Annotated in this window: 21 protein-coding genes and 1 pseudogene; 12 read left to right on the forward strand and 10 right to left on the reverse strand. The window is 52.1% G+C overall.

The window, feature by feature from the left end; all coding sequences use genetic code 11:
- The first annotated feature begins 337 nt into the window (after positions 1-337).
- Entirely contained in the window at positions 338-892 is a 555-nt protein-coding gene (locus RAC60_RS04725; protein WP_324029112.1) for a histidine phosphatase family protein, read from the forward strand.
- On the opposite strand, the gene RAC60_RS04730 is transcribed toward RAC60_RS04725, so the two are convergent.
- On the reverse strand, positions 889-1,839 hold the full coding sequence (locus RAC60_RS04730) for a YncE family protein (protein WP_054634545.1): 951 nt from the start codon (positions 1,837-1,839) through the stop codon (positions 889-891). The genes RAC60_RS04725 and RAC60_RS04730 overlap by 4 nt on opposite strands.
- Before the next feature lie 503 nt (positions 1,840-2,342).
- Between RAC60_RS04730 and RAC60_RS04735 the strand changes: the two genes are divergently transcribed.
- From RAC60_RS04735 to RAC60_RS04750, 4 genes are all read left to right on the forward strand, one after another.
- Positions 2,343-3,356 carry a glycosyltransferase family 32 protein gene (locus tag RAC60_RS04735; protein ID WP_058709271.1) on the forward strand — a complete coding sequence of 338 codons (1,014 nt, stop codon included), beginning with the start codon at positions 2,343-2,345 and terminating at the stop codon, positions 3,354-3,356.
- A gap of 180 nt (positions 3,357-3,536) precedes the next feature.
- Positions 3,537-5,828, forward strand: coding sequence for a phosphatidylglycerol--membrane-oligosaccharide glycerophosphotransferase (gene opgB / locus RAC60_RS04740; protein WP_324029115.1), 2,292 nt, complete (start codon positions 3,537-3,539; stop codon positions 5,826-5,828).
- Between the two features lie 234 nt (positions 5,829-6,062).
- A complete protein-coding gene (locus RAC60_RS04745) occupies positions 6,063-6,677 on the forward strand; it encodes a coiled-coil domain-containing protein (RefSeq protein ID WP_375092771.1) in 615 nt (204 codons plus the stop codon).
- Between the two features lie 85 nt (positions 6,678-6,762).
- The gene (locus tag RAC60_RS04750; protein WP_375092773.1) at positions 6,763-6,924 is read left to right on the forward strand and encodes a hypothetical protein; all 162 of its coding nucleotides are present in this window, start codon (positions 6,763-6,765) and stop codon (positions 6,922-6,924) included.
- Positions 6,925-6,945: 21 nt separating this feature from the next.
- On the opposite strand, the gene RAC60_RS04755 is transcribed toward RAC60_RS04750, so the two are convergent.
- The 3 genes from RAC60_RS04755 to RAC60_RS04765 all read right to left on the reverse strand — a co-directional run bounded on the left by RAC60_RS04755 (position 6,946) and on the right by RAC60_RS04765 (position 9,628).
- Entirely contained in the window at positions 6,946-7,653 is a 708-nt protein-coding gene (locus RAC60_RS04755; protein WP_039338805.1) for a GNAT family N-acetyltransferase, read from the reverse strand.
- A gap of 152 nt (positions 7,654-7,805) precedes the next feature.
- Positions 7,806-8,330, reverse strand: a complete 525-nt coding sequence (locus RAC60_RS04760) for an RcnB family protein (protein WP_375092775.1) — start codon at positions 8,328-8,330, stop codon at positions 7,806-7,808.
- Positions 8,331-8,461: 131 nt separating this feature from the next.
- Positions 8,462-9,628 carry a serine hydrolase gene (locus tag RAC60_RS04765; RefSeq protein WP_033740171.1) on the reverse strand — a complete coding sequence of 389 codons (1,167 nt, stop codon included), beginning with the start codon at positions 9,626-9,628 and terminating at the stop codon, positions 8,462-8,464.
- A gap of 382 nt (positions 9,629-10,010) precedes the next feature.
- Between RAC60_RS04765 and RAC60_RS04770 the strand changes: the two genes are divergently transcribed.
- Positions 10,011-10,679, forward strand: coding sequence for a YecA family protein (locus tag RAC60_RS04770; RefSeq protein WP_033740168.1), 669 nt, complete (start codon positions 10,011-10,013; stop codon positions 10,677-10,679).
- A 50-nt stretch (positions 10,680-10,729) separates the two neighbouring features.
- Here the strand turns inward: RAC60_RS04770 and RAC60_RS04775 are convergent, their stop codons facing one another.
- From RAC60_RS04775 to RAC60_RS04790, 4 genes are all read right to left on the reverse strand, one after another.
- Complete coding sequence (locus RAC60_RS04775; protein ID WP_033740167.1) at positions 10,730-11,470, reverse strand: FadR/GntR family transcriptional regulator; 741 nt, start codon at positions 11,468-11,470, stop codon at positions 10,730-10,732.
- A gap of 102 nt (positions 11,471-11,572) precedes the next feature.
- Complete coding sequence (locus RAC60_RS04780) at positions 11,573-12,970, reverse strand: MFS transporter (RefSeq protein ID WP_033740166.1); 1,398 nt, start codon at positions 12,968-12,970, stop codon at positions 11,573-11,575.
- Positions 12,971-13,111: 141 nt separating this feature from the next.
- Entirely contained in the window at positions 13,112-14,140 is a 1,029-nt protein-coding gene (idnD, locus tag RAC60_RS04785) for an L-idonate 5-dehydrogenase (RefSeq protein WP_375092986.1), read from the reverse strand.
- Positions 14,141-14,182: 42 nt separating this feature from the next.
- A complete protein-coding gene (locus RAC60_RS04790; RefSeq protein ID WP_039338810.1) occupies positions 14,183-14,950 on the reverse strand; it encodes an SDR family oxidoreductase in 768 nt (255 codons plus the stop codon).
- A gap of 325 nt (positions 14,951-15,275) precedes the next feature.
- Between RAC60_RS04790 and RAC60_RS04795 the strand changes: the two genes are divergently transcribed.
- Positions 15,276-16,529: an enolase C-terminal domain-like protein gene (locus RAC60_RS04795; protein ID WP_033740161.1), complete on the forward strand. Its 1,254-nt coding sequence runs from the start codon at positions 15,276-15,278 to the stop codon at positions 16,527-16,529.
- A 135-nt stretch (positions 16,530-16,664) separates the two neighbouring features.
- On the opposite strand, the gene RAC60_RS04800 is transcribed toward RAC60_RS04795, so the two are convergent.
- A complete protein-coding gene (locus RAC60_RS04800) occupies positions 16,665-18,002 on the reverse strand; it encodes an AAA-associated domain-containing protein (protein WP_164482913.1) in 1,338 nt (445 codons plus the stop codon).
- A 10-nt stretch (positions 18,003-18,012) separates the two neighbouring features.
- The gene (locus RAC60_RS04805; protein ID WP_054688189.1) at positions 18,013-19,749 is read right to left on the reverse strand and encodes an ABC transporter permease subunit; all 1,737 of its coding nucleotides are present in this window, start codon (positions 19,747-19,749) and stop codon (positions 18,013-18,015) included.
- Between the two features lie 501 nt (positions 19,750-20,250).
- Here RAC60_RS04805 and RAC60_RS04810 point away from each other — a divergent pair.
- The 5 genes and pseudogenes from RAC60_RS04810 (at position 20,251) to kduD (ending at position 25,027) form a co-directional block, all read left to right on the forward strand.
- Positions 20,251-21,208 (forward strand): annotated as a pseudogene (locus tag RAC60_RS04810) (hypothetical protein).
- A 9-nt stretch (positions 21,209-21,217) separates the two neighbouring features.
- Positions 21,218-21,814: a hypothetical protein gene (locus RAC60_RS04815; RefSeq protein ID WP_375092777.1), complete on the forward strand. Its 597-nt coding sequence runs from the start codon at positions 21,218-21,220 to the stop codon at positions 21,812-21,814.
- Positions 21,815-22,298: 484 nt separating this feature from the next.
- Positions 22,299-22,895, forward strand: coding sequence for a hypothetical protein (locus RAC60_RS04820; protein WP_375092779.1), 597 nt, complete (start codon positions 22,299-22,301; stop codon positions 22,893-22,895).
- A gap of 479 nt (positions 22,896-23,374) precedes the next feature.
- Positions 23,375-24,211, forward strand: coding sequence for a 5-dehydro-4-deoxy-D-glucuronate isomerase (gene kduI / locus RAC60_RS04825; RefSeq protein ID WP_375092780.1), 837 nt, complete (start codon positions 23,375-23,377; stop codon positions 24,209-24,211).
- A gap of 54 nt (positions 24,212-24,265) precedes the next feature.
- Positions 24,266-25,027, forward strand: coding sequence for a 2-dehydro-3-deoxy-D-gluconate 5-dehydrogenase KduD (gene kduD, locus RAC60_RS04830; RefSeq protein WP_039338815.1), 762 nt, complete (start codon positions 24,266-24,268; stop codon positions 25,025-25,027).
- Positions 25,028-25,290: the final 263 nt, after the last annotated feature.

Genomic DNA, 25,290 nt, shown 5'->3' on the forward strand with positions numbered 1-25,290 from the left:
GAGCAATCACTGGAAGCTAGTTTATCTACGCGCGTAGATAAATCAATAGCACTTGAGAAAATTTGTTAGATTTTCTTTAGTATCAAGCTGCATCGGATGCTATTTTTAACGCAAAATCAGAGGGTTAATTGTAACCTGACGCGCAAAAAAACAGCATAACGCTAGACCCGGTTCACTTTTCTTTTATCATTAAGCCAAACTGGCCGTCAGAACCTTTCATCAGATGCTGTTGTCGCATACTGGTGTGACTGCAAAATGACAACGCACCACGTTTGTATCGCGTACAGTCGCGCAGAGCCCTGTCCGCACCTGACCTGGAGGACGCTGTTTAGACGTTATGACCATTATCCTGATGCGACACGGCAAACCCGCCCACCCTTTTGCCCGCCGTTTGAGTGCGCAGGGCATGGCGGACTGGTGCGAAGCCTATGATCTTGCGCTGGTCAGCGATGGGCCGCCTGAACGCAGCATCAATATCGCGCGCAACGCCGCGGTTGTCGTCTGCAGTCCGTTACCCCGCGCCCACTCATCGCTGGCGCACCTGGGGTTGCGCCCCCATCATGTCGATGCGCTGTTCAGTGAAGTCGGCATTCCGCTGCTGCGGGCCGATCGCCTTCAGTTACCCACCTTTGTCTGGCAGGCCATTCTGCGTGCGATGTGGTTGTGTGGTTACGCGGGCGAGACCGAATCACTGCAACATGCGCGCGCACGGGCGTCGCGCGCCGCAGAAAGGCTGATCGCCTTATCGGAGAAAGGCACGGTTTTATTGCTGGGTCACGGCATTATGAACAAAATGATTGCCCGCGAACTGCGTAAGCGTGGCTGGCAGGCCGAAAAGCATGCCAGCAGCCGTCACTGGAGTTCCGCGATTTATCATCGCCCGTTTATTTAATCGATCTGGAAGTAGCTCAGCGTTTCATAACCCGCGCCCACTTCTGCGGTCATCACCACGGTCTGGCGCATCAAATCAATCACGCTTAACGTCTTATTGTCATCATGCGTGATCAGCAGCTTTTTTTTGTCCGGGCTGAAACAGCCATCGAGCGGTTGTCCAGCCAGCGTGATTCGCCCCAGCGGATTAAGCAACTCGTCAAACAGTGTCACAGTCGGCTCCTGATCACCCATTGCCATAAGGTAGTCCCCATCCGGACTAAAGCGCACTTTCTGGCAGGGATGCTGATGATCGGGCAAAGCCAGCCGCTGGCGGATACGATGACTCTGGCGATCCACCACATACAGCAAGGGCGCATCGGCGGCGCTGGCGATCAGGTAGGGATGTTTGGGTGAAGCTGTCAGACCCGAAACGGGGCCCGGCATAAGCACCGTATCAATGACGCGCCCTTCCGCCTCACAGAGATCCACCACGGTGATAGTGGCGTCCTGCTCGTTGTCGGTAAATAATTTGCGGCCGCTCGGAGAGAGCGTCAGGCGATGGGTATTATCCAGCGGAATGGGAATGGTCTTTTCAACACGATGCGTCTGCGGGTCGATCACCACGACGGCCGTTGGATTCTCGCAACACAAATAGACTTTGCCATCCCGCCCTAACTGACCGCTGTGGGGCGCTTTAGACGGCGACAGATCAATGTAGTCGGTAATTTCCCGCCGTCGAAGATCAATTACGGCGACTTTGTGCCCGGGATGCGGGAGTTCACTTCGCATCGCATCGCCGTACAAGGGCAAAAAAGCTTTTCCCCAGGGCGCAAGCATCAGCAGTTCATGCAGCCGCGTCGGAATCACGTCCACGGCCTGGCTGACGGCAAACGTGTCGGGATCGAGAAACAGCGCACGGCGGGTTTGTCTGTCGATCGCCAGTAATCCTCGAGAGTCAAACGACATGGCATCTCCTTTATCATCGGTAAGCTTAAAGCGTAGACAAGGGTTATCGGGCTGCGTACACCTGAGAATTGATAAAATATGCTAAATAATTTTTTTATCCCGATTTAGCCTGTATCCCTTTGACAGCTTCACAGTGTATCGGTTTTTTTTGAAGTTAAATGTTCAGCATGGCTGACAGACTCAGTTTGTCATAAACAAATAAACCATTAGCGTGAATAAATATTTATTTTTGTTTCCGGCTGAGCGTTATTTCCGTTTTATCCTAAAGTGTTTATCAGGCATAGCGAATGACTACATTGTGTTCTATTAAATAATCTGGCGTGGTTGATTTCGCCTGTTCAAAACGTCGTTGCCACATGCCATCGTCACATCACCCGGCAAGACGAATAAGCATTGCAGTACAGCGATGCCTGCTTTTATAGCGGTTCAGATACAGGCTGGCAGTTAAGCACGTTATTTTGACGACCGGCATAAAACACAATAACCAAAATAACAGGTGAAATATGACTTCGCATCGCCGTTCTTTGCTTCCGCTCTGGCGCCATTGGGAAAAACTCGCCTTCACCAGCCGTATGCTGCTGACGATGAAACAGCACCGTGCCCTCAGTGCGCCAGAATATGATCCTGGCCTTGAACACGATGTGGAACTGACCGCGGTGCCTAAGTCACTGCCTGCCATTGCCAGAACGGTCTGGCTCTATTGGCCTGGCGAACGGTTACCTGCCTCTGTCGCCTTAACAATTCGCAAACTTCGTCGCGATAATCCGGATCATGATGTTCATCTGGTGACTCCGCAAACGCTGAGTCATTGGCTGCCTGAGTTGCAGTTCATCTCTTCAGATCTGACGCAGGCGCTAAAAAACGACATCATCCGGCTGGAACTGCTGCTCCGTTATGGCGGCATCAGCATTGATTGTCATACCTTACTGTTTGAAGATCTGACGTGGATACATCAGGCCCACAGCCTCAGCCCCAGGGATTTGATCGGCTATTACCGCCAGGAATCCACCTGTCATTCACTCAGACCGGTGATTGATACCAGCGTTCTCGCCGCGCCCGTCCAAAACCCGTTTATCCGGGAATGGCTCAAACAACTGGCACCGGTAAAATATGTCGGTATGCATAACTATCTGCTGGAGTTAAAGAAACGCAGTGACTTCCCTGCGCTGAGACAAAACCTCAGCCATCCTGACAGTGAGCTGCCGTCGCTGGCCCACCAGTTGGCGATGGACGAACATCGTCGGGTCAATTTCCTTTTGCGTAAAGCCGAAGCGAGCGCCGGGTATTATCACAGGGTTGATGCCGGTAACAGCACGGCGTTTGTCCGCTGTGTTTTATTCCAGCAACGTCCTCTTACGCCTCCTCCGGTGATCAAACTGAGTGCCCGCGAACGCACACATCTTGATTTCAACCTTAAGCTGCGCTTTTACAATCGCTCCAGCCTGATAGGTGAAGTCATGCATCAAACTCTGTCGTCGCCCGCCAGACTGCTGGCCCCCCAGGAGCAGCGCGCGTAATCCGTCACGGGTTCTTCAGCATTCGCGATGGCGTGTTTTTATCTGTTGGCAATGTGAATCTGCCGCCAAAATGGCGGCAGACAGGTTGCAGCCCGATGACAGCCAAGCTAGATTGAGCCGCAATTTAATGAAAATGTCCCCCTCAGAAGAGACAGGTTCACATAATAAGAGGATGTGACGTTGCCCGAATTCGTGTCAGTGCTCCTTTTTCTGACCGCGATTGCTGTTTATTCCTGTAAAGCAGGCCGAAACAGAATCTGGTTTTGCCTCGTCCTGGTGTTGCTCATGCTGTTTGTCGTGCTGAATGCCACGCTGTTTGCCAGCAATTATTTTACGGGCGAGGGCATTACCGATGCCGTGGTGTATACACTGACAAACAGCCTGACCGGTGCGGGCCTGAGCAAATATGTTGTGCCCGGTCTTGGCCTGCTCATCGTGCTGTTTTTACTCTTTTGCGCCTTATCATGGCTGCTCCGACGCCGTAAGCGCCCTTTTCACCCTGGCTGGAGCCTGGTCGCATTTATCTGCGCCGCCGGTGCGGTGCAGACCACGCCGGCTTTTCATCAGGTCAGCACACTGATCACCTCTTACTCACTGCGGGACGACTCTGACTTCGACACCGTTTATAAGGTGCCGAAGAACCGCATTGAGCGGCCTGCGCTTAATGTCGTGTATATCTACGCTGAAAGCCTGGAGCGCACCTATTTCGACCAGATGGCCTTTCCGGGTCTGGCCCCCGAATTGAATCGCGAGAAAGAGCAAAGCCTGGACTTCAGTCAGACCGAACAACTGCCCGGCACGGATTACACCATTGCCGGTATGGTCGCATCGCAATGCGGCATTCCCCTTTTTGCCCCTTTCGACGGCAATGCCTCCGCTTCTCTTTCCAGCTTTTATCCACAAAATATCTGCCTGGGCGATATCCTGAAGAACTCGGGCTATGAGAACTGGTTTATTCAGGGGGCCGATTTACGCTTTGCAGGCAAAGATGTCTTTTTGCATTCCCACGGTTTCGATGCCGCACATATGTACGGTGCACAGGAGCTAAAAGATCAGGTGCGCGATCCCACGTACCGCAATAACTGGGGATATTATGACGACACGGTGCTGGATAAGGTTTACGACACTTATGCCTCGCTGTCACGCCAGCAAAAACGGTTTGCGCTGTTTGCGCTCACCGTCGACACGCACCATCCCGACGGTTTTATTTCTCGCGGTTGCCAGCGCAAAAGCTACAGCTATGCGGGCAAATCCAACCAGTCGTTCAGCGCGGTATCCTGCTCACAGGAACATATCGCCCGACTGATCGCCCGTATCAAAGCGTCCCCGTGGTTCGCTGACACGGTGATTGTGGTTGCCTCCGATCATCTGGCGATGAACAATACCGCGCACCCTTTTCTGATAACGCATCCCCGCCACGATTTGTTTATGGTGATTCGCGGCGATCGGCCTGAGACCGACGTGATTGATATGAAACGCAGTACGCTGGATAACGGCGCCACGTTGCTGGATATCCTGGGCGGGGATAATGCGATTGGCCTGGGCCGCAGCAGTCTGTCAGCGGTGTCGTTATCCAGTCAGTTTGAGGACATGAAAACCAAAGTTTTAAGCTGGAAGCCCGATATTATTCAGCTCTGGAATTTTCCCAGCAAAATCGACAGTTTTATTATCAATCAGGCCAAAAATACTTTCAGCTTTTCCGGAACCAGCTTTAAATTGCCGATTCTGTTGCGCGTAACAGATAAACATATAGAGCCGCTGCCGGAAGGGGAATACTCCGCGCCGTTGCGTTTCCAGCTGGCCGATTTCAAAGCAGATGAGAAGTTTATCTGGGTCGATCGCTGTTTCAAAATGGGCCGCATCTGGCAACCTTCTCTGGCACTGTCCGGTGACTGGTGCGTTGCGATGGGGCAACCTGCGGGTCAGCCCACCGTCACACGCGTTGATACGCCTCAGTGGGAAGGTCAAGCCCGGTTCCCGGCAGACACTCTCAGCAATGCCCGCTACCAACTTGCTGTGGCACAGCTGCGCATCGAAGATAATGCGATTCGTTATGACGCTGAAAGCTTTCTGTTTGCGATCCCCGGCGCGCCAGCCAGTGTGAAGCAGTTTAGCGGCATTTCGCGCCAGGAAAGCTGGGGACGCTGGTCGAATGCCCGTCTTGCCCCCGACGTGACGATTGAGTTTGTCGATCCGTTGCCCGCGCACTTTGATCTGGTGATCACCGCTCGTGCCTACGGTCCGAACATCCACCGGCCAATACCGGTCAGGGTGGGCGATACTGAGCAGTTGCTGACGCTGGGGGAGATTCCCTCTACCCATACGCTACGTTTTGACAATCCTGAAGGAAGCCACCGGTTAACGCTCTCGCCGCCCGAGCCGCAACTCAGTAACCTCAACAATATCGCCGGACAAGATCCGCGCAAACTCGGTATTGGTCTGGTCGAGCTCAAGGTCGTTCCCCTTCCCTGAGTGGTCATGCCACTGACGTTGGCTGCCGGCATTGAAATGGCGATGTCGGCAGCAGCAAAGCGCTCATCTTTTTGCGAAGCGCCACGCAAAAAAATGATTATTACCTGTTTAACTAATTGATATTTTTGGATTTAATCCGCAAGATATTGCCTCTGTACTGTGACTGTTTCGGCTTGCCTGTCATGATGCCATCACGGTGTGATGAAACGGGAAGAGGCATGAATGGCGACCGCAATGATGAATACACATAAAGCGTTTAAACGTCTGCAACGGGCAGGCATCAATGACCGTCAGGCAGAAGTGATGGTCGATATTTTTGCGCAGATACAGCAGGACAACGCACTCTCGCGCGCTGATGTCATGCAGGCTTTTACGCGTCATAACCAGCATATTCTCAGGCTGAGTAAGCAGTCTGAGAATATGGAGACCGATCTCAGCGTGTTAAGAACCGACTTCGGTAGCCTGAAGAGTGATGTCAGCATACTGAGAACGGACTTCGATAGCCTGAAGAGTGATGTCAGCATACTGAGAACGGACTTCGATAGCCTGAAGAGTGATGTCAGCATACTGAGAACGGACTTCGATAGCCTGAAGAGTGATGTCAGCGTACTGAGAACGGACGTCGACACCCTGAAGAGTGATGTCAGCATACTGAGAACGGACGTCGACACCCTGAAGAGTGATGTCAGCGTGCTGAGAACAGACGTTGACAGCCTGAAGAGTGATGTCAGCGTGCTGAGAACAGACGTTGACAGCCTGAAGAGTGATGTCAGCGTACTGAGAACGGACGTCGACACCCTGAAGAGTGATGTCAGCGTACTGAGAACGGACGTCGACAGCCTGAAGTGATGTCAGCGTACTGAGAACGGACGTTGACAGCCTGAAGAGTGATGTCAGCGTGCTGAGAACAGACGTTAATAGCCTGAAAACCGATGTGAACAGGCTGACTATGGATGTCAGTACGCTGAGAACCGATGTGGATGAAATCAGGACGGATGTCGGCGGGTTAAAAAACGATATGTGCTGGGTTAAACGTCTGCTTATGGTCATGACCACCACTCTGCTTATGGCGGCCATGAAATACATGCTTGTCTGAACGACCAGGCAGGGGCAGATCTCAGCCCCGAAGCGTTTCCAGCTTTTCTCGTTGCTGGCCTTCACGGGTGAAGTTGGTCTCTGCCAGCCAGCGTTCAAAACCCGCTTTCACCTGCGGCCATTCGCTGTCAATGATCGAAAACCAACTGGTATCGCGCGTGCGACCTTTATAGATGCGGGCCTGGCGAAAATCCCCTTCAAACTGGAACCCCAGACGTAACGCGGCCCGGCGAGAAGGCAGATTGCAGCTGTCGCATTTCCATTCATAACGTCGGTAGCCAAGCTGTTCAAAGGCGTAACGCATTAGCAGAAAATGTGCCTCTGTCGCCATTCTTGTCTGCCGAAGTAAGCGGGAGAAGGTGACGAATCCCACCTCCATCACACCATTCGCCGCGTCAATACGCATCAGCGATAGCGTCCCCACAGCCCTGTCGGTTTTTCGATCAACCACACTGAAATGCAGCGGATCCCGACTCGCCTCCATGGTTCTGGCATGAGCTAACCATGCGGCCTCATCATCAAAAGGACCATCTGAAAGGTAAGTCCAGTCACGACCATCTTCCGCCAGTGACCAGGCCTGCCAGAGTGCCGCCCCATGCGCAGCGACGCTAAAGGGTTCAAGCCGACAGACCTGTCCCTGAAAAATCTCGCGTTGTGGTAAAGGGCGTGACTGCCAGTCGGGCATTGATTGCCCTACCGGTTGACCATACTGATTGAGGTGCTGTGCCATCGTGCCTCCTGCGTTTCGGTTAATCAAAACACGTTGCCACGTTACGCAGAGGTTGAGAAGTCTTACTCTGATAAAACGAAAAAAAACGGCCCCGTGACGAGGCCGTTATTTCACATTCTCCGGTTGCGTCGTGCCGACGTCCGGCGACGGGGTTATCCGCGGAAGAAGATATCGCCTGATTTACCCATGACGATCTTACCGGTGTCATCGGTAATCAGGATGTAATTGGCATTGATATAAGCCCAATGCGTACCGGGCTGAGGCGCAGGCAGGTTACGTTTCTGCCACTCCGTGATGGTATAGGTCTTGCTGCGGTATTTATCTGGCACGGTATCACCGATTTTATGCTCTTTGTAATCGATGATGATGGTGCTGAGATCGTAGTTCGGCTTACCGGGATTACCCTCCGCATGCGATGGCGTGGTTGGCGTAATACCGTCGTTAGAGTCAGAACTCGCAGGTGCCTGGGACTGAACGGGTGCCGTTTCGGGTTGAGCCGCATTACTGCCTGGCTGTACGTTCGACTCGCCAGACGGGCTGGCAGGCGCAGCAGGTTGAACCTGCTGCGGCGGCGGCACATTGTCGGTGGTTTCGCCTGCGGCCTGAACAGCAGGGATAAGGCTCAGCGAGCCGAACAGTAAACCCGCTGAAATTAAAGCAATTTGAGTCCTGCGCATAATAATTTCCACATTGAATTGATTTTAATAACAGTAGACCACTCTGAAGACAATCTGAACAGGATTACCGTTCCATCACTCATAAAGGTAAGTGTAAGGAATCGCAACGTATTCCGGCTCCTGCTTACACCTTACCTGTCTTTTTCTGCCAGGTTAAGCAGCAATGTGATACCCAGGTAGTTACTCCAGTTAAACGCGTTTTGCAGCACCACAATCGCATTGCCAGCCTCTCTGTCAAAACCGATAAATGCCGAATAACCACCAATATAGCCTACCTGATAAGTGATGTTTCGCCCTTCCAGCCGGTCCGTTACCCAGGCGATGTTCTGCGTCTGGTTGCCCTGTTGGTATACGCGTTTATTCACCCCGGCGAACGCGCGGTTGATTTCAGGATACGGACCGGGCGTCAAATGTGCCCGCAGATAGACGCTGAGATCGCGGGCATTGCTGTACAGACTGCCTGCAGCCATCATATTACGTCTGAAGCGCCAGTCCGGCGTAATATCGCCGCGCGGAATAAACTTTGGCTGATCGCCAGCATGGCCCAGCGCCCGCGTGGGGAAACCGCTGAGGCGCTCAGGCACAAAACTCGTTTGCGTCATTCCCAGTGGACGAAAGATTCGCTGACGGGCCAGCCTGTCAATATCACTGTGGCATCGGGTGCGTAAGATATAGCCCAACAGCGCATAACCCAGATTTGAATACTGAGGAACGCGGTGACGGGGTGCCCTAAAGTCAGCCAGATAGCTGAGCACCCGGTCATCGTCGAGATTGCCGTAAAAATTCTGCCCCGTGCGAAGATAAGTCATGAACTGTATAAACATCGCCAGGTCCATGTCCTGGCGCGGCAATCCTGACGTGTGCGTCACCAGTTGTAACAGCGTGATACGACGGGCATCCGGGCTCAATGCCACCGTTGCGGGTAGCAGGGTTGCCAGCGTATCTTCCCAGCGCAGTTGCCCCTCATCGACTTGTTGCGTGATCACCTCTGCGGTTACGCCTTTACTCAAGGAGCCCAGCGCAAACAAGGTATCAGGCGTAATTGGATAACGATGGACATCGTCCGTCACGCCGGCGCTGTAGAACAACGTGGGCGCGTTTTTGTGGATAATGGCAATGCTGATGCCGGAGACCTGTTTGCGCTGCATGTAATGGCGCACCAGGTCATCCAGATTATCGTGGAAGGCGCTGTGAGTCAGATAAAGCCTGTCGCCCGTGGGGGCGGACGTTTGCGACAGTGTGCCGCAGGCGGTTAACCCTACCGCACCGATCGTCACTATGCCGAACCGTGTCAACATACCGCAGCATCCGGTCAGCAGGCCGGATAACGTCCGGATGAGCGTCTTTTTTCTGGTCACGTCCTCGCGCCCGTCTTATTGTCGTATCAGGGCGCTGACGAAAAGCTTCATCGCGATCCTGCAAGATGATACCGCTGTGCTTATATCGGCACAGTCAGCTAAATCTTTATCCGGTTGCCAGGCGGCGTTCCGCCTGTCGTTCCCTCTGGCATCAGGCCTTGCGGAGCCGGGAGAGTAACATAGCGACTGAGAGAATGCCTCTGTCGTGTTCCTTATTGCGTTGTGCATCTGATGGCGCTGCCATCAGATGCATAAGCGTGTACACTGCGCGCTTTTACACGCAGTCAATTTTCTGCTGAACCAGAAACGCCCGGAGAGAACCATGAAAGAAGGTCCATTAAGCGAGAAAGAGCTGCAGTGGCTTGATGATATGCTGGAAAAATACGGTAGCGAAGCATCTATTCTTGATGTGTCCGAACTGGATGGCCTGCTCACCGCCGTACTGTCAGGCCCGACAACGGTTGAACCCAACCGCTGGCTGGTTGCGCTCTGGGGCGGCGAAAAGCATATCCCTAAATGGAGCAATGAGCGCGAAATGACGCGCTTTATGGAGCTCTGCTTTCAGCATATGAATGATATCGCTGACCGCCTGTCCGAGTTTCCGGAGCAATTTGAGCCGCTGTTTGGCGTGCGTGAAATGGAAGGTCTGGAATTCACCGTGGTGGAAGAGTGGTGCTATGGCTATATGCGCGGCGTAGCGCTGACGGACTGGTCTGCGCTGCCTGCCGAACTGCATGAATCACTGGACGTCATCGCGCTGCATGGCAAGGAAGAAAACCTCGAAAAAGTCGATGCGTTAACGCCGGAAGAGATGGAAAGCAGCATGGATGCCATACGTCCTGCCGCTCTTGCGCTGCACGATTACTGGATTGCGCAGCCTGAGGCGATTCCTCAGGTTCAACAGCCTGTCACGGCAGCAAAGCAGCCCGGTCGCAACGATCCCTGCCCGTGTGGCAGCGGTAAAAAATACAAGCAGTGCTGTCTGCACTAAGCCACTCGGGGCCGGTAACCGGCCCCATTCACTGTTACAGGTACATGACATTAACGCGGCGCGGGAACGGGCTGCGCAGGTGACAGACCTTCGCCGTTCTTAATCCTGTCGATAGCCACCACGTTGTGCTTCATCGCGTCATTCAGCACCTGCACTGCCGAAGACGCATCGCGGTTTTTAATCGCCATAAACACCTTAATATGCGCTTCCACGCTCTCAAGGGTGATACCCAGCGAGCGATTCAGCTCTTCCAGGTAATAGTAGTAAATGTCCTTAATTGACTTCATCACGTTGTAAAACACGCTGTTATGGGAAGCCCGGATAATCGCCAGATGAAATTCATAATCGGCCTCCGAGTATTTCTTGTAATCCCCTTTGTTGATGAGCATGTTATTCAGGGCCTGCTCAAGCAGGGTAATGTCGTCTTCCGTCGCGTGTTCAACTGCCAGCTCGACACATTTAAACTCGACGGTCTGACGAAACACCATCATGTCATTAAACGCTTCCCGACTCAGGTGCATCAGCGGTCTGGCACTGCTGTTCAGCATCTGCGGCGTGAAATCTTCGCACACATAGCTGCCGCTGCCCTGACGGGTGATGATAATGCCAAGATCACGCAACCGCTGCACCGCACTGCGCACACTCACCCGGCTGACATTGAAAGAGTGTGTCAGCTCCGCTTCAGAAGGCAAGCGAGCGCCCGCGGGCCAGCTACCGTCCAGTAGCCGGGCCTTGATTTGCTCGAACACTTCGTTAACAACGTTCTGTTTCTGAATGGATTTTATGCTCACAACACCTTCTCATATGATGTCCTACATGATGCCATTCTATCTCATCCTTTCAGACAAAGTCCTGTGTTGACACTGTAAAGCACGCCGTTCGAAAACAGGTCATTATTCGCCGCGACGCGGGCTGAGCGCGGACACCCTGTGCTGACTGATGGCAGACTGTGCCTCCACCGCATCGGCTTCTGCGGTCAGATCGCGATCGGCCACCTCAGGCATGATCAGTGACGCCAGCAGACCGATGCAGGAATAACAGATTAACATCACCGCAATCGGGTGCCAGGAGCCGGTAAGTTGACAAAATATCCCCGCCAGCAGAGGACCTAATCCGGTGGCAAACAACCCGCCAATTTCTTTTGAAATCGCCATTTGTGCGAAGCGGTTTTGCGAACCAAACATCTCTGCCATGGTGATCCCTTCAATAGCGGCCTGGCCCAGCACCGCGATGTTATGAATCACGATCAGGCACACCATAATGGTGCTGACAGCCTGGGACTTGTCGACGATCAGTGAAATCATCGGGTAGGCCAGGAGGATCGAGCCGACGGTCAGTATGCGATAAGGAATGCGCCGCCCGACCCTGTCTGAGAGCCAGCCGAGCAGGGGAATCGTCAGAAAACCAATCACGGAACTGACCATGATGGCATCGGTGGGAATCGCTTTATTAAATAACAGCGTTTGCACCATATAGCCTGCCAGGAAGGTCTGAATAATCCCCGAATTTCCGGCCTGGCCAAACCGCAGGCCGGTTGCTATCCAGAACGCTTTCCCCTGAATTAACTGAAAAATGGACTGACTTTCCTTCGACCGGAGCGTAACGGTTGCGGATGCTGCCACATTTTCAAACACCGGGCTTTCTTTCAAATTAAAGCGCAGCCAGAGCGCAAACCCCATCACAACAAAACTGGCCAGAAAAGGAATACGCCATGCCCAGGCGACGACCTCTTCGTTAGTGAAAAACAAGAACATGACGGCCCAGATAGCGGTGGCACTCAAGGTGCCGCAGTTAGTGCCCATGGCAACCAGGGAAGCGATAAGGCCTTTTTTCCCTTTGGGCGCATATTCCGCCAGCATCGTACTGGCCCCGGCGATTTCTGCCCCTGCCCCTAATCCCTGTATTACGCGCAACGCGACCAGCAATAAAGGCGCCAGAATACCGACCTGCTGATAGGTCGGTAACACACCAATTAATGTGGTGCATATGCCCATTAATGCGATGGTCATAAACAGCACTTTTTTTCGGCCCACGCGGTCGCCCATTTTGCCAAAAAAGACGGCGCCCACAATACGCGCGATATAACCTGCGCCGTAGGTGCCCATGGCCAGAATTAACGCCATTGCGCCTGATTGCCCGGGAAAAAAGACTTCATGAAAAACCAGAGCCGCACCGAGGGAATATAACTGGAAATCCATAAACTCCAGCGTGGTACCCAACCATCCTGAAACAGAGGCCCTGACAAGATCAGACGTATTACGTTCTTTTGTACGCGTATGTGAATGACTCATGTTTTACCCCGAGGCCAACCCGGCGTTGACAGGTGAATAATAGACAGGCGAGCGCAGTCCACGCGAGACGTGAGAGCATTTCACTCGCCCTGATCATTAAGGTTATTTGCACGCTGAATAACAGCGCTGTTGTGAATGAACTTAAAAGACGACTAACACTTTTGAATGCTGCGTTTTATCACTGGCGGCCTGCAAAGCCACTTCAATATCCTGATGCGCATACTGACCAGACAGGATCGGTCGCGGATCGATAATGCCTTTTTCCAGCCATTTCACTGCAACCGCAAATTCATCAATAAAACGAAAAGAACCTTTCCAGCTAATTTCTTTTACCAGCATCTGCGCGACGGGAAAATGAAGCGGGCTTTTTCCCATGCCAATTTGAACCACCGTGCCACCTGGCCGCGTCGCCAGGATACTGGTGCTGATGGCTGCCTCTGCCCCGCTGGCCTCCAGTGTGACGTCAAAGTAGCCCCGGTGTTCACAATAGCGGGCCATGGCCGCCGTATCGGCCGGGTCCACGGCGACATCGGCCCCCATTTCACACGCAATACGACGACACCGCTCGCTGAGATCACAGGCCACAATTTCCGCTGCGCCCGATGCTTTTGCTGCGGCAATGGCTAACGCGCCTATGGGGCCTGCGCCCATTACCAGCACCTTTTTGCCCACGATACTGCCTGACACATTAAGCGCATGAATGACGACCGCGGTGGGCTCAGCAACCGCCATCACGCTGGCCGGAACCTGCTCGTCGTAAGGCACACACTGCTGCGCGGACACCACGACATACTGTGCAAACCCGCCTTCCACATGCGGCGTGAACTGCGCACTGCCCATGAAGCGCATGGTTGGGCAGGCATTTTGTTTCCCGGCCTGACAATATTCACATCGCCCGCAGGGCTGCGACGGGTTAACCGCCACTTTCTGTCCGGGTTTGAGGGCAGAAGATTCCGGCGCATGATAAATCCGCCCCACAAATTCGTGTCCGATAATAAAAGGATGCTGAATGACGGATAACCCGGCCCGCCCTTCGTGATAATAATGAATATCGGATCCGCAAATGCCGCCGCACTCCACTTTTATCACGACGTCATCTTCTGCGTAATGCAGCTCGCGCTCTTCTACCACAATGTCTTTTTTACCCTTTGCCACACAGGCCTGGGTCATTAAGCTATGCACAATGGTTTCCCCTTTGCAGGTCAGTAAGGCTCACAACACGGCCAGCCAGCCGCCATCAACGTAAATCATCTGCCCGTTGATATAATCTGACGCGCGCGAAGCGAGGAAAACGGCGGTACCGGCCACTTCGTCTGGCCGGCCCCAACGTTGAGAGGGATTGCTGCTTTTCACCCAGCTATCAAACCGGGCGTCGTCCACCAGCGCACGGTTCATGTCGGTTAAGATATAACCCGGCCCAATCGCGTTGGTCTGGATATTAAACTGCGCCCATTCGGCCGCCATTGAGCAGGTCAACATCTTGATTCCGCCCTTGGCCGCCGTATAAGGCGCAACCGTCGGGCGCGCGGCCTGACTGGTTAACGAACCGACATTGATGATTTTCCCGCCCTGGTGACGGGCGATCATGCGCTTTGCCGCCGCGCGTGAAACCAGGAAGGCGCTGGTCAGGTTGGTATCAATGACTTTTTGCCACTGTTCAAGCGCCAGTTCCAGCATCGGTTTACGGTACTGAATGCCGGCATTATTGATAAGGATATCCACCGCAATCGCCTGCTCATCCAGCGCGGCAAATGCCTGTTCAATTTCGCCTTCATCTGTCACATCGAATACCCGCCCCGTGGCGTGATAACCTTTCGCCACGAGTTGTTCAACCGCCTCATCCAGCCCCGCTTTACGCGTGCCGTTCAAAATCACCTGTGCCCCGGCCGCCGCCAGGGCTTCAGCATAGGCATAACCCAGCCCACGAGATGAACCGGTGATTAACGCCGTTTTCCCGGTCAGATCGAACAGTGCAGTCATATTCCACCCTTAAATATGTATGACAACTATCTTATTAAGGTGAATTTACGCGCAGATTAAATCAATACATAATGATGCGTTATGAGGCGTCTATCACAAAGCCCTCACTCTGAAATTTATTAGGATGCTGTATTTTAAGAAAATAAATCTTAACCACGTGCATAAAGTTCAGTCATTAGATCCCCATCACAGAATCGAAAGCTAATAAGGGCAACGGCCCGGCTTTGTGATAAAACAGTCATGTTGTATGACAACATACCTTTTAGCCATGAGCAGCAACGAGCACGACGGTGGCGGTAAGTGGCCTGATAAAAGAGGAGCGATTGTGAGTAATCTGTCCATCACGAATGTTAAAACCATTCTGACTGCGCCCGGCGGCATCGATCTGGTCGTGGTTAAAATCGAAACCAACGAGCCGGGTCTGTATGGCCTGGGCTGCGCCACCTTTACCCAACGCATCTATGCGGTACAAAGCGCCATTGATGATTACCTGGCGCCTTTTCTGACGGGCAAGGATCCGGCAAGAATCGAAGATATCTGGCAGTCTGCCGCCGTCAGTGGCTACTGGCGCAATGGTCCGGTCATGAATAACGCCCTGTCCGGTGTCGATATGGCGCTGTGGGACATTAAAGGCAAACTGGCCGGATTGCCGGTTTATGAGCTGCTGGGCGGCAAGTGTCGCGATGGTATTGCGCTCTATGTGCACACCGATGGCGCAGACGAAGTCGAAGTGGAAGACAGTGCCCGCGCCAAAATGGAGGAAGGTTATCAGTATATCCGCTGCCAGATGGGCATGTATGGCGGTGCCGGTACCGACGATCTCAGGCTCATCGCGAACCGCATGGTCAAAGCGAAAAATATCCAGCCTAAGCGTTCACCGCGCAGCAAAACAGCGGGCATGTACTTTGATCCGGAAGCCTATGCGAAAAGCATTCCACGCCTGTTTGATCATCTGCGCAACAAGCTGGGTTTTGGCGTAGAGCTTCTGCACGATGCGCATGAGCGCATTACACCGATTAACGCCATTCATATGGCTAAAGCCCTGGAGCCGTACCAGCTGTTTTTCCTGGAAGATCCGGTTGCGCCAGAGAACACGGAGTGGCTGAAGATGCTGCGCCAGCAGTCCTCTACGCCCATCTCAATGGGCGAGCTGTTCGTGAATGTGAACGAATGGAAGCCGCTGATCGACAATAAGCTGATTGACTATATTCGCTGCCATATCAGTTCCATTGGCGGAATTACGCCGGCGAAGAAAATTGCTGTTTACAGTGAATTAAACGGTGTCCGCACGGCCTGGCACAGCCCCGGCGATATTTCACCGGTCGGCGTGTGTGCGAATATGCATCTGGACCTGAGCTCACCAAATTTTGGCGTTCAGGAATACACGCCGATGAACGATGCCCTGCGTGAAGTGTTTCCCGGCTGCCCGGACGTCGAGCAAGGCTATGCGTACGTTAATGACAGGCCGGGATTGGGTATCGACATTAATGAAACGCTGGCGGCGAAATTCCCCTGCGAAGGCGGTAACCCCACCTGGACGATGGCCCGTACGCCCGATGGCACGGTCTGGCGTCCCTGAATCCGTTAACGGGAAGCAAAGGCGCAACAGGGTGCCTTTGCTTTATTCTTCCCGGTCCTGTAAACGAAACGAGCTCGCGTTCTGACCAAGGGCCGGGTCAGTGCCCCCGAGTCGCTCCCGGTTCATCCACCCCAATCAGAATTCGACGTCTTCCAGGCTAAAGTACTCGGTCTGGTCGTTATAAGAGAAGATCTCCGCATAACGGCCCCAGTTAATCACACTATCCAGCGTCTCTTTAGCCGCACTGTCGGAAAGCGAATCTTCCAGTTCCTGTTCAAAACGCACGCGCGGTGCACGATGTCCCGGACGCTCATCCAGTACCGTTTTGATCAGGGCGGCCAGCGGCACGTAACGCAGCAGATGATCGGCAAACATCACCTTACGCTGCTGCGTGTCTGACTCGGCAAACACCCGGGCGGGCGGCGTCAGGAAGATGTCCCCTTCCCGCACGTCCGCAAAGCCCAGCGACTGAAGCACTTCGGCTATCGGGAACAGTTCATCGACTTCCAGATGCAGCGAACGGGCCACCTCTGGCATGTCGGCGCGGCCGTGGTACGGTGCTGCTGCCAGGGTTTCGATCAACCCGGCCATCAGGTTGGTTGACACATGCGGCAGCCGCGTTCCCAGTCTGAGGCTCTTTTTCACATTATCGCTGGTAGGCCGTGCGGTCATTTGGGTATAAACATCATCGACCAGCCGACGAAAAGCCGGATCCAACCGGTTACGCGGATGGCCAAAGGGCACTTTGATTTCTGCCACTACGCGCCCGGGGTTAGAGGACAGCACCAGAATGCGGTCACACATAAAGACGGCTTCTTCGATATTGTGGGTGACAATAAGCACCGATTTCATCGGCATCTGTCCCTCATTCCACAGATCGAGTAAATCGGTACGCAGCGTTTCGGCGGTTAATACATCTAAGGCGGAAAACGGCTCATCCATCAACAATAAGGTGGGATCGACGACCAGAGCGCGTGCAAAACCCACACGCTGACGCATGCCGCCCGATAATTCACGCGGATAGGCGTTTTCGAAACCGTCCAGACCGATGAGGTCAATGGCCGCCAGCGCACGCTTTCTGCGTTCCGCTTTCTCCACGCCCAGCGCTTCAAGTCCGGCTTCTACGTTCTGTAGCACCGTTAACCAGGGAAACAGCGCAAAGGTCTGGAACACCATCGCCACGCCTTTGGCGGGGCCGTTCAGCGGTGCGCCCAGGTAGTCAACGGAACCCGAGCCGGGCGTAATCAGACCAGAAATAATGCGCAGCAGTGTCGATTTTCCCGAACCAGAGCGGCCCAGCAGCCCCACTATCTCGCCTTCATGCAGAGTCAGATTGACGTCATCCAGAATCAGCACTTCACCGTGCGCTTTATCGTAACCGTGCTTAATGTCTTTTACCGTCAGGACCGCCTGGCGACCGTCCGTTTTTTTGGTCGACACGTCTGCATGGTGTGTGGGTTGATTGTTTAACATCTCGGGTCCCTTAATTAGCACGGAATTTTGATTCAGCGTAGACGTACAGCGGCCGCCACAGCAGACGGTTGAACAAGGTGACAAACAACGACATCACGGCGATACCAAGAATAATCCTCGGGAAGTCCCCAGCGGCCGTGGTTTGCGCGATATACGCCCCCAGGCCGTGGGCGGTGACCTGCGTATTTCCCCATTGTACAAATTCGGACACGATGCTGGCGTTCCAGGCTCCGCCGGAAGCGGTAATGGCACCGGTAATGTAGTAGGGGAAAATGCCGGGCAGCATCACCTGACGCCACCACTGCCAGCCGCGAATATGAAAGTTTGCGGCAGCCTCTTTGTAATCATTGGGAAAGGCGGTGGTGCCCGCCACGACGTTAAACAGGATGTACCACTGCGTACCAAGCACAATAAGCGGAGACAGCCAGATATCCGGATTCAGCCTGAAGTGCACAATCATAATGACGAACACCGGAAACATCAGGTTGGCCGGGAACGCCGCCAGGAACTGGGCAACCGGCTGAATTTTTCCGGCCAGCGCAGGACGCAGGCCAATCATCACGCCCAGCGGCACCCAAATCAGCGATGAAATCAGAATCAACACGGTGACGCGCAGAAGCGTAATCAGCCCCAGGCCGAAGACATGTTTCACGTCCGCCAGCGTGACACCGATTTGCACATAGGTAATAACCCGCCAGACCACATACAGGGTCAGTAAAATGACGAAGGCGCCCCAGATAAAGTCACCCAGACGCGAGCGGGATTCCGTGCTGCTTTCGGCCCGGACCGACCTGGAGGCAGGCCAGCGCCACGAGATACGCGCCAGCGCAGACAGCAGCAGGCGCAGCGGCGTAAAGATCTGGTGAATCAGGCGCGTACGGCGCATCAGATCACGCACCCATGAGGTCGGCGCACTCCCCGAACGTGTGTTTTCCATGCGGAACTTATCCGCCCAGGCCACCAGCGGCCTGAACAACAGCTGATCATAAGCCAGAATCACGATCACCATGGTAAGCAGCACCCAGCCCACCGCATGGATATCTTTATGCAGAATCGCCTGTGCCAGATAGCCGCCCACGCCGGGTAAGGTAAAGGTGTTGTTACCCACCGTGATCGCCTCTGAGGCGACAATAAAGAACCAGCCCCCCGACATCGACATCATCATATTCCACACCAGTCCCGGCACGGCGAAAGGCGCATCCAGCTTCCAGAAACGTTGCCAGCCGGTCAGATGAAAGCCACGTGAGACTTCCACCAAATCGGCCGGTACGGTACGTAGCGACTGGTAAAAGCTAAAGGTCATGTTCCAGGCCTGACTGGTAAACAGGGCAAATATCGCCGCCAGTTCTACGCCCAGCACCTGCCCGGGAAACAGGGCAATAAAAAAGGTCACGGTAAAAGAGATATAACCCAGCACCGGCACGGACTGCAGGATATCCAGAATGGGCACTAACACCTTTTCTGCCCGGCGACTTTTGGCCGCCAGCGTGCCGTAGATTAGGCTGAACACCAGTGAAGCCAGCATCGCCACCAACATCCGCAGCGTGGTGCGCATGGCATATTCCGGCAGATTAGTCGGATCAAGGGAGATGGCCTGGGTTTTCAGGCTGTCAATCGGCATCAGCGTTTGATGAAAGCCCACCGCCACCATTGCAATCAGGCAAATAATCAGGGGAAATGCCACGGCATCCCAGACGTTTGGCAGCAACCGTCTGTTAGCCGCCAGCATGGTGAATCGGAAGTTCATGAGCCCTCTCTTCTTTTCATCACGGAGCGACTGAAGTATTTCAGGTGAGGGATTATCAGTCAGGATTATTAAACGTATGCTCACCTGATAGCGGGGTTTTTATTAATTTTTTATGAAAGCCCAGTCCCGGTTTTTGCTGGCACGCGCAATGCTGTCCTTTTCTTAATACAAACAGACTGAATGATGTGGCAAAGGCCCCAACAATTTACGCCCATGCCTTACGCGACAAAGGCATCCTCGGCGCGTAAAACCCACGACATAATCACAGTTTGCTCTGTTTTTTGATGCCAGTGGTTGCTGAGACTGAGGGTTTAAAATATAAACATTTTTAATATTTTTTGTACAGGCGCATGCGACAGGTTCTGGCAGCAAGCCATCTCTGTCTTGATAATCCATTTACTTAACGAATCGATTATTAAGACTGTTCTTAATCTCTCACCTTTCGCTGCGCTTTACTCTTTAACGGCACTAACCTGCCTTTCATTATCAGGGAGTGATCGAATGGCCTTACCACAACCGTATTCAAATTCTCTTCCGGATTACGGCGTGGGCCGACGGATGGGGCTGGTGTCAGCTGATGACATTGATTTTAACGCACTGGCGAATCGTCTGGATTGCATGCGGGACTTTAGCCAGGTCGGCATCATCTATTCTGACGGCCCACAGCAATGGCTGGTCCGGCCTTCGCGTTATCACCCTCAAGCCAGCAAAAGTCGTGTTAGCCATGTAGTAATAACGAAGGTCGATGCTATAAATCCTCAGGTTGCCATTAAGCCGCTGACGGAAACACTTAGTAAGCCTTCGCTGGCTGGCGAGATGATATCGACGATATTTTCATGTGGTGCTTAATTATTACGGGATTTCTTGCGATAGGTTCTGCCGTTGCCTTACCTTTGACAGCAGGAGCATCGGGTATTGTAGCAGGCATGATTATCGCAGGGGGTTTAGCGACAGGTATGCAGTGCGCCATCGGTAGCGCGCGATTATATGCTATCTACGAAGGTCAGGAAGACTATGTCGCGTGATTGATTCACAGTCATGGTATGTTGCAACAACGACCGCGCTGGATGTTATATCACTTGCCGGAGCGGGTGCCGGTCTAAAAAGCGCGATCGAAACGTATAAGGTAATGAAAGCGCCCTCTTCTGCAAAGGCCATCGACTGGCTTAAAACGTTAAGTCGCGCTGAGCGAAAAAAAATTACAGAGGAAATCATCCGCGCGCAAAACCCCGGTATTTCAAATGGCGGTATCAGGGCAGCCATGAAAGCAGGTGTGTACCCTAAACGTTATCCGGCCGAGGCTATACAAAAATCTCTTCAGCGTGAATTAACGTCTGCACTGGTGAATTCATCGGCGTTTGCTGGAAGCGCATTGACAGGCACGCTAAAAAACCCGCAAAAAATTGTCCAGTCCGGGAAGTATATCATCGGCGTCATTCAGTCACTTCCCTCTACATAAGTTGTTAAAATGAAATACATTAATAAAACAATTAAGCTCAGCGAAAAAACGAACAAAGAAATAAATGTTAGTGGCGTTGATGAGCTGGAGCATATTAAAGATGACATGAAAGAAAAAATGGGTATGCCAATCGGATTACACACTTTTGGCGCCCCCTTAGTCATCAGTATGGTGCTGACGTTGATCAGCTTCTCCCTGCCTCAGTTTTCATTGTGGTTATTCATCTATGACCTGATGGGGTGGCAAAAACATGCTGTCTTTATCGGTATAATTGCTGCAGCGTTTATCTATGTCCTGGTCTTGTTTACAACAATGATGCTGGTTTCACGCGGAATATATTTGGCACTAAGAGCTTATATTTCCATCCTGTTTTTGGTATTAATGACTACTTTAGTGTTTCTCTTTCTCACCATGGTTTCATCAATGAGTGGCAATAATAATTATTCGCTATCTTTTGCAGGTGCATTATTAAGCGCTGCGTTAAGTCTGACCGCTCTCAAGTGCCTTAACAGTCAAATGTTTTATAAGTCCTGCGCTTTTATGCTTCATAATCGGGCCTGGCGAAAGCAACTGGAACTAAAAAGGAAAACAACCTCGTTTAAATAGACTAAAAAAGTGGCCTGGTTAGGCTCATAAGGTCGGTGCACCACTACAATCGCCGCACTTGATATCATCTGGTTCAGGAGAGGGTTTAAAAAGCGTTGATAAAACGCATAAGGTTCTGAAGGCAACGACGTCTTCTGAAAACCTGATTAACTGGCTTAAAACACTAAGTAGAGCTGAACGCAGACGTATTGCTGAGGAAACAATACGGCAACAAAATCCTGGCATCTCAAACGGCGGTATTAAAGCGGCTATAGGCGGTATTAAAGCGGCTATAAAAGCAGGGAATTATCCTAAACGATATCCTTCTGATGCCTTGCAAAAATCACTTCAGCGGAAGTTGGCCACAGCGTTTGTTAACAGCTCTGCGTTTATGGGGAGTGCGCTTACAGGTACAATAAGGAACCCTCACACTATCCCGCAGTCCGGGAAGTATTTGACTGGGGTCGTTCAGTCTTTTTTAGTAAATTAATTAGTTAATTAAATCATGCTAATGCAACTTAAAAGAACGCTTGAACTTAGTAAAATGGTTAATGAAAAAATGTCTACGGATGACGCCGATGAACTCGAACAGCTCAAAGATAACATGAAGGATTTGATGGTCTCGCCTATAGGATGGCATACTATGGGCATCCCATTGCTGATCAGTTTTGTTCTCTCTCTTCTGGCTTTTACTGTTCCTCAAACCTCTATATGGGAAACTGTTTTTTCTCTTATGGCATGGCCTGATAAAGCGTTGTCAGGAGGCGTCATTGTTACTGGTTTTATCTATTGCTTAGTCATGTTCCCCTCATTAACATTAATCGCTCGTGGAAACCATACTGCCCTAAAAACATACATTAACCTCATATATTTCACATTAGCGGTAGTGGCAATCTATTTCTTAAAAACGCTAATTTCCGCGCTATTCGGCGGTTCTGTTACAACCTTTACTTTAATTTCATCCTGTATCGGCATGGTATTTTTTCTTGTTGCGTTATCGTGCCTTAACAGTCATCTTTTTTTCAAAAGTAATGCGTTTTATTTGCACAACCGCGTCTGGCGAAAGCAACTCAATCTCAGAAATAAAACGCATTCAAAATAGTCTTTTAAAACCTCAATAAAAACCCGTGGTAACCATGGGTTTTATCATCTTACAGAATTTCCCACAGCGATTATCCAGACGGTTCTGACAAAACTGTCACATCCACATCGTTTGAATGACGTTTCCTTGTAGAAGATAAAGAAAGTTATTTATTTTATTTAACTGAGCCACTAAATCCTTTCGCACACGCTTTTAACGATAATTCCCATTTTACATCAGACAGAAATTCTCAAGCCTGTTTTATACAACTCATCGCAACAGGCCCGTTTTTTTGTAACAGAACTCGTAATTAATGTTGCTCATACAAGCCCGAACACGCATAAAAATCAGACATACCTCACCCTTTAAAATAAAAAATCAAAACAACGTTTCATTTTTAATTGAAAGTCATTGGTGTGCCGAATAGGATGCGTGCAACTGGAATCAATAAGCCATTTATTACGTGTTGCATTTACTATTCTATTTAACGGGAGATAAACGTGGATATCAGACAAAGCATTCACAGCGCGCACGCCAACACGCTGGATACACAAGGCCTTCGCGATGAGTTCTTAATCGAGAAAATCTTTGTCCCGGATGATTACACCCTGACTTACAGTCATATCGATCGCATTATTGTCGGCGGGATTATGCCTGTCACACGGGCTGTCGCGATTAACAATGAGGTGGCGAAGCAACTGGGCGTCAGTGACTTCCTGGAACGCCGTGAACTGGGCATGATTAATATTGGCGGTCCCGGTAAAGTTACCGTGGATGGCAACGACTATGAGATGGGTCATCGCGAGGCGCTGTATATCGGCAAAGGCAGCAAAACGGTCGTGTACGCCAGTCTGGATCCACACCAGCCTGCAAAGTTTTATTTTAACTGCGCGCCAGCCCATAAAACCTTACCCATTCGTAAAGTCACGGCAGCGGATGCGGCCTCGGTCACGCTGGGCGATCCGCTGTCCAGCAATCGTCGAACTATCCACAAGTACCTTGTCCCCGAGGTAGTGGAAACCTGCCAGCTCAGCATGGGGCTGACCCAGCTTGAACCCGGCAATCTCTGGAACACCATGCCCTGTCATACCCACGCGCGCCGCATGGAAGTCTACCTCTACTTTGCTATGGCCGATGACGCCTGTGTGTTCCATATGATGGGAGAACCCCAGGAAACGCGTCATATCGTGATCCATAACGAACAGGCGGTGATCTCACCCAGCTGGTCTGTTCACTCAGGTGTGGGGACGCGTGCTTACAGCTTTATCTGGGGCACCGTCGGTGAAAATCAGGTGTTTGATGATATGGACCACGTCGCAGTCAACGATCTGCGCTAACCCATGGCGGCATGATGCAGTAAGCACAAGGCGATACGCCTGAAAGGAATCATTATGATACTGAACACATTTTCTCTACACGGTAACGTCGCGGTGGTCACGGGTTGCAACACCGGCCTGGGCCAGGGAATGGCGATAGGTCTGGCGGAGGCAGGCTGCGACATCGTAGGCATTAACCAGGTTGAGCCCGATGAAACCCAGGCGCGTGTTACCGCACTGGGGCGACGTTTCCTGAGCCTGAAAGCCGACCTGCGCAAGATTGACGCGATCCCTGCCTTGCTGGACAGCGCGGTTGCCCACTTTGGTCGTATCGATATCCTGGTCAACAACGCCGGACTGATTCGCCGTGAGGATGCCATCAACTTCAGTGAACAAGACTGGGATGATGTGATGGACCTGAATATTAAGAGTCTGTTCTTTATGTCTCAGGCCGTGGCCCGACACTTTATCGCACAGGGCAGCGGCGGCAAAATCATCAATATTGCCTCAATGCTGTCGTTTCAGGGTGGGATCCGTGTTCCGTCCTATACAGCATCAAAGAGCGGCGTCATGGGCATCACGCGGTTACTGGCAAACGAGTGGGCCAAATACCGGATTAACGTGAATGCTATCGCACCGGGCTATATGGCTACCGATAACACGCAGCAACTCCGGGCCGATGCGCAGCGTAATGCTGACATTCTGAATCGCATTCCGGCCGGGCGCTGGGGACAGCCGGACGATGTCATGGGGCCAGTGGTGTTTCTCGCCTCGCCAGCATCCGACTATATCAATGGTTATACCCTGGCCGTGGATGGCGGCTGGCTGGCACGTTAACCAGCATACGCTCATCGCCATCTGTGTGGCGGTGTTATTACGCATCACTGATACTCAGCGCGGAAATTATATTCGGGCCCTTGTTACGCGTTATTTAAATGTCAAGAATTAAACAACACAGTTTATATCGGTGTTAAATCGTCGCGCGTAAAAACGGGTAAGGTTCGCACCACGTAATAATGGCATCAATAAAAGAGGACGCTGTTTTTTACCTGAAACGTTTACGCCTTTTGGGCGGGCAGCATTAAACACGGCCATTTGAA

This window comes from Pantoea sp. BR_17 (assembly GCF_041955125.1).
GTDB lineage: Bacteria > Pseudomonadota > Gammaproteobacteria > Enterobacterales > Enterobacteriaceae > Pantoea > Pantoea stewartii.

Coding starts and splice junctions, on each gene's coding strand:
- RAC60_RS04725 (WP_324029112.1), top strand. CDS start 338: ATGACCATTATCCTGATGCGACACGGCAAACCCGCCCACCCTTTTGCC.
- RAC60_RS04730 (WP_054634545.1), bottom strand. CDS start 1,839: ATGTCGTTTGACTCTCGAGGATTACTGGCGATCGACAGACAAACCCGC.
- RAC60_RS04735 (WP_058709271.1), top strand. CDS start 2,343: ATGACTTCGCATCGCCGTTCTTTGCTTCCGCTCTGGCGCCATTGGGAA.
- RAC60_RS04745 (WP_375092771.1), top strand. CDS start 6,063: ATGATGAATACACATAAAGCGTTTAAACGTCTGCAACGGGCAGGCATC.
- RAC60_RS04755 (WP_039338805.1), bottom strand. CDS start 7,653: ATGGCACAGCACCTCAATCAGTATGGTCAACCGGTAGGGCAATCAATG.
- RAC60_RS04760 (WP_375092775.1), bottom strand. CDS start 8,330: ATGCGCAGGACTCAAATTGCTTTAATTTCAGCGGGTTTACTGTTCGGC.
- RAC60_RS04765 (WP_033740171.1), bottom strand. CDS start 9,628: ATGTTGACACGGTTCGGCATAGTGACGATCGGTGCGGTAGGGTTAACC.
- RAC60_RS04770 (WP_033740168.1), top strand. CDS start 10,011: ATGAAAGAAGGTCCATTAAGCGAGAAAGAGCTGCAGTGGCTTGATGAT.
- RAC60_RS04780 (WP_033740166.1), bottom strand. CDS start 12,970: ATGAGTCATTCACATACGCGTACAAAAGAACGTAATACGTCTGATCTT.
- idnD (WP_375092986.1), bottom strand. CDS start 14,140: ATGACCCAGGCCTGTGTGGCAAAGGGTAAAAAAGACATTGTGGTAGAA.
- RAC60_RS04790 (WP_039338810.1), bottom strand. CDS start 14,950: ATGACTGCACTGTTCGATCTGACCGGGAAAACGGCGTTAATCACCGGT.
- RAC60_RS04800 (WP_164482913.1), bottom strand. CDS start 18,002: ATGTTAAACAATCAACCCACACACCATGCAGACGTGTCGACCAAAAAA.
- RAC60_RS04805 (WP_054688189.1), bottom strand. CDS start 19,749: ATGAACTTCCGATTCACCATGCTGGCGGCTAACAGACGGTTGCTGCCA.
- RAC60_RS04815 (WP_375092777.1), top strand. CDS start 21,218: ATGAAATACATTAATAAAACAATTAAGCTCAGCGAAAAAACGAACAAA.
- RAC60_RS04820 (WP_375092779.1), top strand. CDS start 22,299: ATGCTAATGCAACTTAAAAGAACGCTTGAACTTAGTAAAATGGTTAAT.
- kduD (WP_039338815.1), top strand. CDS start 24,266: ATGATACTGAACACATTTTCTCTACACGGTAACGTCGCGGTGGTCACG.